Raw genomic sequence first — 9,115 nt, 5'->3', positions numbered from 1 at the left:
TGCGACTCCGGGCAGACGCTGCCACCATCGCGGGGCGGGGTGGATGCGGGATGTCGGCCGGGCGGCGCGACAGGGCGCGCGAGACGGCGGCTTCGAAACTCAGGTTGGCGGCCGGATTGCTGTCGGCGATCGGCATCGTGAGGTTCCTCGCCGCGGGCCTGGGGCCCGCGGGTCACGGGTGGGACGGATGCCGCCGGCCACGGCCGGCGGCGCGGTCAGGCCGTGGCCAGCTGTTCGCTGGCCGCGGCGCGGCGCTGGCGCAGCAGACGGTTGGCGACGTCCAGCCAGGCCAGGGCGCTGGCCTCGATGATGTCACGACTCATGCCGGTCCCCTCGTATTCATCATCGCCGTGGCGCACGCTCAGGTTGGCCTCGCCGCGCGCGTCGGTGCCCAGGCCGACGCTGTGCACGCGGTAGCTCTCCAGCGCCAGCTGCACGCCGGTGGCCGCCGCCAGCGCGGCGAACAGGGCGTCCACCGGGCCGTCGCCCTCGGCGGTCTCGGACACGCGCCGGCCCTCCGGGTCGGACAGCTCGACGGTGGCGCTGGCGCGCTGACCGCGGTCGGACACGGTCATTGAGGCCAGGCGGTAGCCCTCGCCCTCGCCGGCGTCCTGCATCAGCGCCTGCAGGTCGGCGTCGGTGACCACGCGCTGCTGCTCGCACAGGGCCTTGAACTGGGCGAACACCAGCTCCAGCTCGCGCTCGTCCAGGTAGTAACCCAGCGCGCGCAGGCGCTGCTCGACCGCGGCGCGGCCGCTGTGCCGGCCCAGCACCATCTGCGAGGACGGCCAGCCCACGTCCTCCGGGCGCATGATCTCGTAGGTGCCGCGGTGGCGCAGCATGCCGTGCTGGTGGATGCCCGACTCGTGGGCGAAGGCGTTGGCGCCGACCACCGCCTTGTTGCGCTGCACCGGCATGCCGATCAGGCGCTGCAGCAGCTGCGAGGTCGGCACCAGGCGCGGGGTGTTGATGCCGGTGTCGGCCTCGAAGAAGGCGTTGCGCACCTTCAGCGCCATCACGATCTCCTCCAGCGCGCAGTTGCCGGCGCGCTCGCCGATGCCGTTGATGGTGCACTCGACCTGGCGCGCGCCGCCCTCGATGGCGGCCAGGCTGTTGGCCACGGCCAAGCCCAGGTCGTCGTGGCAGTGCGCGCTGAACACCACCCTGTCGGCGCCGGGCACCTGCGCGATCAGGCGCTGGAAGATGCCGCGGATCTCCTCCGGGGTGGTGAAGCCGACGGTGTCGGGGATGTTGATGGTGGTGGCGCCGGCCTCGATCGCCGCGGCCACCACCTCGTGCAGGAAATCCTCCTCGGTGCGGGTGCCGTCCTCGGTGGAGAACTCGATGTCGTCGATGTGCTGCTTCGCGTAGCGGATGCTCTCCACGGCCATGTCCAGCACCTGCTGCCGGCTCATGCGCAGCTTGTGCTCGCGGTGCAGCGGGCTGGTGGAGACGAACACGTGCAGGCGCGGGCGCGCGGCGGCCTCCAGGGCGCGCAGCGAGGTGTCGATGTCCGCGCGCAGGCAGCGCGAGAGCACGGCCAGCACCGGGCCGCGGATCTCGCGGCCGATCAGGGCCATGGCCTCGCGGTCGGACTGCGAGCTGGCCGGGAAGCCGGTCTCGATGATGTCCACGCCCAGCTCGGCCAGGGCGCGCGCCATCACCAGCTTCTGCGGCGGGGTCATGCTGCAGCCGGGCGACTGCTCGCCGTCGCGCAGGGTGGTGTCGAATACCCGGATGCGGGCCGGGGAGACCTGGGATTGGGCGGAAGACCGGGGCGCGTTCACCAGGTGGACTCCTCTTTGCTGACAGGTTGCGCCGGTTCCGGCGCCGGGGGGACGGGGAAGGGGATGCCGGCCGCGGTGCCGGCACGCTGGCGCGGCGGGCGCGGTTCGGCCCGGGGGGGCGCGGCACCGCGGCGCGGCTTGCGCGGCGGGCGCGGGCGCACCTCGGACAGCAGCGTGGCCAGGACCGTGGCGTCGATGTTGCCGCCGGAGACCACGGCGCACTTGCGCCTGCCGGCCACGCGGCGGCCGGCGGCCAGGGCCAGGGCGCCGGCGCCTTCGGCGATGAGGTTCTCCTCCAGCGCCAGGCGCACCAGGGTCTCGCGCAGCTCGGCCTCGCGGACGATGACCACGTCGTCCAGCAGGCGCGCGCACAGGCGCCGGGTGATGAAGCCGGGCACCTTCACGCGCACGCCGTCGGCCAGGGTCGGGGCCGGGTCGCGCGGGGCGGTGTCGCCGCGGATGGCGCGCGCCATCGAATCCACGCCCTCGACCTGGGCGCCGACCACGCGCACGCCCTGCGACTTCAGCGCCAGGGCCACGCCCGAGGCCAGGCCGCCGCCGCCGATGGGCACGATCACCACGTCCGGCGCGTAGGGCGCGATCTCGATGCCGACCGTGCCCTGGCCGGCGATCACGTCCGGGTCGTCGAACGCGGACAGGAAGCGGTAGCCGTTCTGCTCGGCCAGGCGGCGGGCGAACTCGTAGGCCTCGTCGTAGCTGTGGCCGTGCTGGCGCACGGTGGCGCCCCAGTGGGCCACGCCGGCGATCTTGGTCTGCGGCGCGCCGTGCGGCATCACGGTGATGGCCTGCACGCCCAGGCGGTAGGCGGCCCAGGCCAGGCCCTGGGCGTGGTTGCCCGCCGAGGCGCAGATCACCGGGCGGCGGTCGCCGCGCTCGCGCGCGGCCAGCAGCGCGTTGAGCGCGCCGCGGACCTTGTACGAGCCGGTGCGCTGCAGGTTCTCCAGCTTCAGCCACACGCCGAAGCGCTCGGCGTGGTGCATCGGCGTGACCGGCAGGAAGCGGCGCAGGCGCGACTGGGCGGCCAGCCCCTCGGCGACGCCGACGTCGGCGACGTCGGTCTCCATGGTGTCGGCGCTGGCCAGGCCGGCGTCAGGCATGGCGGCGGACGCAGGCAGGCGCGGGCGGCGGCGGGCGTCGAAGAAGACGCCTCCGCGCCGCGGCCCGGGCGCGCGCGCGGACGCGGCGGGCGGCGGCATGGTGCTGGACGGCAGGACGGCTCATGGCGTCGCCTCCGTGGATTCCAGCGGGGTCACTTCGACCGAGTCGCAGTCGTACACCTTCTGCAGCTGGCGGCGCAGGCTTTCGGNCGGGCGGCCGCCGTCCACCACCAGCTGCAGGCGCCAGCGGCCGTCGCCGGCGTCGGGACCGCCCGCGATCGCGCGCGGGGCGAAGCCGCGGCGTTCGGTCATGCCGATCACGCGGACCAGGGCGCCCTCGGCGGGTTTCAGCACCAGGTCAAGCCGGTAACGCATGGGCGGACTCCGGGCGTTGCTCGTGGGGACTGGCCTCCAGCATGGTGCTGTTGGCGGTGTTCGGCGGGACCAGCGGCCAGACGTTGGCGCGCGCGTCGATGGCCACGTGCAGCAGGGCCGGGCCGGGCGCGGCCAGCAGCGCGGCCAGCGCGTCCTCGACCTCGTCGCGGCGGGTGATGCGGGTGGCCGGCACGCCGCAGACCTGCGCCAGGGCGGCGAAGTCGGGGTTGTCGGACAGGTCGATCTCGCTGTAGCGGCGGTCGAAGAACAGCTCCTGCCACTGCCGCACCATGCCCAGGCAGCTGTTGTCCAGCAGGACCATCTTCACCGGCAGCTTGCAGCGGGCCAGGGTGACCAGCTCCTGCACGTTCATCATGAAGCTGCCGTCGCCGGAGACCAGCACCACCGGCCGGCCGGGGCAGGCGAACTGCGCGCCGATGGCGGCCGGCAGGCCGAAGCCCATGGTGCCCAGCGCGCCGGAGGTCAGGTGGTTGCGCGGGTGGGTGAAGCGCCAGTGCTGGGCCACCCACATCTGGTGCTGCCCCACGTCGCAGGCCACCACCGCGTCCGGGCATAGCTCGCTCAGGCGCTTGAGCAGGGCCGGGGCGTAGATGTCGCCGCCGGGGGCGTCGTAGCGGGCGGCGTGCTTCTCGCGCAGCTGCGCGCAGCGCTGCCGCCACTGCGCCTGGGCGCCTTCGGCTGCCACGTTGCCGGCCGCGGCCAGGGCGCGCAGGCCGGCACGCACGTCGCCGGGCAGGGCGATGTCGGCGGTGCGCAGCTTGGAGATCTCGCAGGCGTCCGCATCCAGGTGGACGACCCGGGCGAAGGGCGCGAATTCGGACAGCTTGCCGGTGGCGCGGTCGTCGAAGCGGGCGCCGACCACCACCAGCAGGTCGCACTCCTGCACGGCGATGTTGGCCGCGCGGGTGCCGTGCATGCCCAGCATGCCCAGGAACTGCGGGTGGCTGCCCGGCAGTGCGCCCAGGCCGCGCAGGGTCAGCACGGTGGGAATGCGGGTGGCCTCGACGAAGCGGCGGAACTCGTCCACCGCGTCGGCCAGGGCGATGCCGCCGCCGCCGTAGATGACCGGTTTCTCCGCCGCGGCGATCGCGGCCACGGCCTCGGCCAGGGCGGCATCGGCGGGCGGCGCCGGCGGCTCGACCTGCGCCGGCACGTGCGCCGGCAGGTGCGTGGCCGCGGCCACCTGCACGTCCTTGGGCATGTCGATCAGCACCGGGCCGGGCCGGCCCTCGCGGGCGATGCGGAAGGCCTCGCGCACCACCTCCGGCAGGTCGTCCACGCGGCGCACCAGGAAGCTGTGCTTGACGATGGGCATGGTCATGCCGAACACGTCCAGCTCCTGGAAGGCGTCGGTGCCCAGCGCCGTGGTCGGCACCTGCCCGGTGATGCAGACCATCGGCACCGAGTCCAGCATGGCGTCGGCGATGCCGGTCACCAGGTTGGACGCGCCCGGGCCGGAGGTGGCCACGCACACGCCGACCCGGCCGCTGGCGCGGGCATAGCCGTTGGCCGCCAGCGCCGCTCCCTGTTCATGGCGGACCAGGATGTGGCGCAGGCGCGAGTCCACCAGCGCGTCGTAGAACGGCATGATCGCGCCGCCCGGGTAGCCGAAGATGGTGTCCACGCCCTCGGCTTCCAGGGCGTGTGCCAGCCAGGCTGCGCCGTTGCGCAGGCCGGCGGCCGCCGTGGGGGAGTTGGCGTTCATGCGGCGGCGGTCCTCTGTGACTGGGGCTGGTCGGCGGACTGCTGCTGCAGCCAGACCATCTTCGCGCGCAGCTCGCGGCCGACCTTCTCGATCGGGTGGTCCAGGTCGGCCTGCCTGTAGCGCTTGTAGTTGGGCAGGCCGGCTTCGTACTCGGCGATCCAGTTGCGGGTGAAGGTGCCGTCCTGGATGTCCTTCAGCACCTCCTTCATGCGCTGCTTGACCGAGGCGTCGATCACCCGCGGGCCGCTGACGTAGTCGCCGTACTGCGCGGTCTCGGAGACGAACTCGAGCATGCGGGTGATGCCGCCCTCGTAGAACAGGTCCACGATCAGCTTCAGCTCGTGCAGCACCTCGTAGTAGGCGATCTCCGGCTGGTAGCCGGCCTCCACCAGCACCTCGAAGCCGGCCTGCACCAGCGAGGAGGCGCCGCCGCACAGCACCGCCTGCTCGCCGAACAGGTCGGTCTCGGTCTCCTCCCTGAAGGTGGTGCGGATCAGGTTGGCGCGGGCGCCGCCCAGGCCGGCGGCGTAGTCGAGCGCGAACTGCTCGGCGTGGCCGCTGCGGTCCTGGTGCACGGCCCAGATGCAGGGCACCCCGCGGCCGATCTCGTACTCGCGGCGGACCAGCGCGCCCGGGCCCTTGGGCGCCACCAGCACCACGTCCAGGTCCTCGCGCGGGGTGATCATCCCGTAGTGGATGTTCAGGCCATGGGCGAACAGCAGGCAGGCGCCCTGCTTCATGTTCGGCGCCAGCACCTCCTCGTACAGCTTCTTCTGCACCATGTCCGGCACCAGCACCGCGACCAGGTCGGCGTCGCGTACCGCCTCGGCCGGGGGCTTGACCACGAAGCCGTCCGCTTGGGCCCTGGCCTCGGTGGGGCCGCCCGGGCGCAGGCCGACGACGACGTCGTAGCCCGAGTCGCGCAGGTTGAGCGCATGGGCGCGACCCTGGCTGCCATAGCCGACGACCGCGATGGTGTGGATGCGGGTGCCGGCCTGGGGGGAGGTGCTGGTGGTCATGGGCGTGTCCTGTGTCGGGGTTTGCGTCGGTGGAAACCGGGAAAGAAAAAACCCCGCACCTTGCGGTGCGGGGTTCTTCGGAATCTCTGGCGCCTTTTTCTGCTTACACGCCGGTCCGTCCCGCACCTGTGGGCGAGGTAATAAGGACGAGGACGAGCGCCAGCGCGTTGCCGGTGGCAACGGCGGAAGCGTCCAGCGCGGGCGTGTGGCGATGCAGCATGCCGCTAGAGAAGCATGCGTCGTCCGCGCTTGTCAAGCGGTTTTTCCCGCCTTTTTTCGTTGCACATGCAACCGTGAAAATCGGAGCACAATCCGGGCCAGGGCCACACCTTGCCGTGGCCGCACCGCAACCGCTTCCGCCATGCCTGAATACCGCTCCCGCACCTCCACCCACGGCCGCAACATGGCCGGCGCGCGCGCGCTGTGGCGCGCCACCGGCATGAAGGACGGCGACTTCCAGAAGCCGATCATCGCCATCGCCAACTCGTTCACCCAGTTCGTGCCCGGCCACGTCCACCTCAAGGACCTGGGCCAGCTGGTGGTGCGCGAGATCGAACGCGTGGGCGGCGTGGCCAAGGAGTTCAACACCATCGCCGTGGACGACGGCATCGCCATGGGCCACGACGGCATGCTGTATTCGCTGCCCAGCCGCGAGCTGATCGCCGACGCGGTGGAGTACATGGTCAACGCCCACTGCGCCGACGCGCTGGTGTGCATCTCCAACTGCGACAAGATCACCCCGGGCATGCTGATGGCCGCGTTGCGCCTCAACATCCCCACCGTGTTCGTGTCCGGCGGGCCGATGGAGGCCGGCAAGACCCGGCTGGCGGACCACGGGCTCGACCTGGTCGACGCCATGGTCGCCGCGGGCGATCCGGGCGTGACCGACGAGCAGGTGGCCGAGTACGAGCGCAGCGCCTGCCCGACCTGCGGTTCCTGCTCGGGCATGTTCACCGCCAACTCGATGAACTGCCTGACCGAGGCGCTGGGCCTGGCCCTGCCGGGCAACGGCACCCTGCTGGCCACGCACGCTGACCGCCGCGAGCTGTTCCTGCGCGCCGGGCGCACGGTGATGGAGCTGGTGCACCGCTGGTACGGCGACGGCGACCCGCGCGCGCTGCCGCGCGGCATCGCCACCTTCGCCGCGTTCCGGAACGCGATGGCGCTGGACATCGCCATGGGCGGCTCGACCAACACCATCCTGCACCTGCTGGCCGCGGCGCAGGAGGCGGAGGTGCCGTTCACCCTGCGCGACATCGACCACCTCTCGCGCCGGGTGCCGCAGCTGTGCAAGGTGGCGCCGAACACGCAGCAGTACCACATCGAGGACGTGCACCGCGCCGGCGGGATCATGGCCATCCTCGGCGAGCTGGCGCGCGCCGGCCTGCTCGACACCACGGTGCCCACGGTGCACGCGCCGACGCTGGGCGAGGCGATCGGGCGCTGGGATGTGACCCGCACGGACGACGAGGCGGTGCGCACCTTCTACCGCGCCGGCCCGGCCGGCATCCCGACGCAGGAGGCCTTCAGCCAGGACACGCGCTGGCCGGAGCTGGACCTGGACCGTGCCGGAGGCTGCATCCGCGACGCGGACCACGCCTACTCGCGCGACGGCGGCCTGGCCGTGCTGTACGGCAACATCGCCGCCGACGGCTGCGTGGTGAAGACCGCCGGCGTGGACGAGTCCATCCTCGTGTTCGAGGGCCCGGCGCGGGTGTACGAAAGCCAGGACGCGGCGGTGAAGGGCATCCTCGGCGACGAGGTGCGGTCGGGCGAGGTGGTGGTGATCCGCTACGAGGGCCCGCGTGGCGGTCCGGGCATGCAGGAGATGCTGTACCCGACCAGCTACCTGAAGTCGAAGGGGCTGGGGAAGCAGTGCGCGCTGCTGACCGACGGGCGCTTCTCCGGCGGCACCTCCGGCCTGTCCATCGGCCACGTGTCGCCGGAAGCGGCGGCCGGCGGCACCATCGGCCTGGTGCGCGACGGCGACCGTATCCGCATCGACATCCCCGCGCGCAGCATCGAACTGCTGGTGCCGGAGGACGAGCTGGCCGTCCGCCGCGCCGAACAGGACGCGAAGGGCTGGAAGCCGGCGCAACCGCGCCAGCGCAAGGTCAGCACCGCGCTGAAGGCCTACGCGCTGCTGGCCACCAGCGCCGACAAGGGCGCAGTGCGCAACCGGGCCCTGCTCGATTTCTGACGGCTGCCCGCGCCGGCCGCCCGGCGACCGGGCACCGCGCGCGCCCCGTCCGGCTGCCGGATTGACGTCCTCGCCCCGCGGCCGGGGCGCGCCAGCCGCCGCATCCGGCCACGGACTTCGCCGGCACATGCAGTGGCGATCCGGCTACCGCCTCCGTGCTGACTTGTCGGGCGATTCCGGGGAGACAGCACTTTGCGCCCCCCCCCCAGTAGCCGTACCAGCCATTACTGGGAGAGTCCAGGGTTGAAGGGTACCTTGGGGTGATGGATTTGGGTGCGGTGGTTGGCGGCGAACTGGGCGGGCGGGATGCGGCTGCAACTGCTGTGCGGTCTGACCTCGTTGTAGTTCCCTCCGCCATTCGCTGATCACCTCGCGGGCCTGGGCGAGCGAGGTGAACCAGTGCTCGTTCAGGCACTCGTCGCGGAACTTGCCGTTGAAGCTCTCGATGTAGCCGTTCTGCATGGGGCGGCCAGGCTCGATCAGCAGATGCGCGATGCCGTGCTGCCGGGTCCACGCGATGAAGGCGCGACTGGTGAACTCGGGGCCGTTGTCGGTACGCACGGCGCGCGGATAGCCGCGGAACCGGGCGGCCTGGTCCAGAACGCGCACGACATAGGCGCCGCTGATGCCATGGTCGACGGTGATGTCGACGCACTCGTGGGTGAAGTTCAGACCCTTCTCCTTGCGGATCATCACGTGTTCGCCGCGCAGCTTCAGCGTGGCATAGGCCTGCCACTCGTCGGTGTAGTAGAGCGCGCCTTCTCGGGTGTGCGCCTCGATCTCGCGCATGATCGATGCCCGGTCATGGGCCGGGATCGGCATCGCCTTGACGCAGCCGTTGCGCTTGACGAGCCCGAACACGATCACCTTGCCCGCAGCGCCCCAGCCCC

At 72.1% G+C, this 9,115-nt stretch carries 6 protein-coding genes and 1 pseudogene; 1 reads left to right on the top strand and 6 read right to left on the bottom strand.

Going from position 1 to position 9,115, the window contains the following annotated elements; genetic code table 11:
* Positions 1–215: 215 nt before the first annotated feature.
* The 5 genes from CR938_RS13100 to ilvC all read right to left on the bottom strand — a co-directional run bounded on the left by CR938_RS13100 (position 216) and on the right by ilvC (position 6,025).
* On the bottom strand, positions 216–1,787 hold the full coding sequence (locus CR938_RS13100; RefSeq protein WP_162125426.1) for a 2-isopropylmalate synthase: 1,572 nt from the start codon (positions 1,785–1,787) through the stop codon (positions 216–218).
* Complete coding sequence (locus CR938_RS13095; protein WP_162125425.1) at positions 1,784–2,905, bottom strand: threonine dehydratase; 1,122 nt, start codon at positions 2,903–2,905, stop codon at positions 1,784–1,786. The genes CR938_RS13100 and CR938_RS13095 overlap by 4 nt, the downstream gene beginning before the upstream one ends.
* Before the next feature lie 120 nt (positions 2,906–3,025).
* Positions 3,026–3,280, bottom strand: coding sequence for an ACT domain-containing protein (locus CR938_RS13090; RefSeq protein WP_162125424.1), 255 nt, complete (start codon positions 3,278–3,280; stop codon positions 3,026–3,028).
* Positions 3,264–5,006, bottom strand: coding sequence for an acetolactate synthase 2 catalytic subunit (gene ilvG / locus CR938_RS13085; protein ID WP_162125423.1), 1,743 nt, complete (start codon positions 5,004–5,006; stop codon positions 3,264–3,266). Before ilvG ends, CR938_RS13090 begins: the two co-directional genes overlap by 17 nt.
* Positions 5,003–6,025: a ketol-acid reductoisomerase gene (gene ilvC, locus CR938_RS13080; protein ID WP_162125422.1), complete on the bottom strand. Its 1,023-nt coding sequence runs from the start codon at positions 6,023–6,025 to the stop codon at positions 5,003–5,005. The genes ilvG and ilvC overlap by 4 nt, the downstream gene beginning before the upstream one ends.
* 361 nt (positions 6,026–6,386) lie before the next feature.
* Between ilvC and ilvD the strand changes: the two genes are divergently transcribed.
* Complete coding sequence (gene ilvD / locus CR938_RS13075; RefSeq protein ID WP_162125421.1) at positions 6,387–8,225, top strand: dihydroxy-acid dehydratase; 1,839 nt, start codon at positions 6,387–6,389, stop codon at positions 8,223–8,225.
* 224 nt (positions 8,226–8,449) lie between these two features.
* Here ilvD and CR938_RS13070 read toward each other — a convergent pair.
* Positions 8,450–8,894, bottom strand: a pseudogene (locus CR938_RS13070) (integrase core domain-containing protein); the annotation flags it as partial.
* Positions 8,895–9,115 lie beyond the last annotated feature (221 nt).

The sequence above is a fragment of the Pseudoxanthomonas taiwanensis genome, from assembly GCF_010093135.1.
Lineage (GTDB): Bacteria > Pseudomonadota > Gammaproteobacteria > Xanthomonadales > Xanthomonadaceae > Pseudoxanthomonas > Pseudoxanthomonas taiwanensis.
The sequence above is the reverse complement of the archived record's forward strand: the minus strand, read 5'-3'. Positions and strand labels throughout refer to the sequence as shown.

Coding starts and splice junctions, on each gene's coding strand:
- ilvC (WP_162125422.1), bottom strand. CDS start 6,025: ATGACCACCAGCACCTCCCCCCAGGCCGGCACCCGCATCCACACCATC.
- ilvD (WP_162125421.1), top strand. CDS start 6,387: ATGCCTGAATACCGCTCCCGCACCTCCACCCACGGCCGCAACATGGCC.
- CR938_RS13095 (WP_162125425.1), bottom strand. CDS start 2,905: ATGCCTGACGCCGGCCTGGCCAGCGCCGACACCATGGAGACCGACGTC.
- ilvG (WP_162125423.1), bottom strand. CDS start 5,006: ATGAACGCCAACTCCCCCACGGCGGCCGCCGGCCTGCGCAACGGCGCA.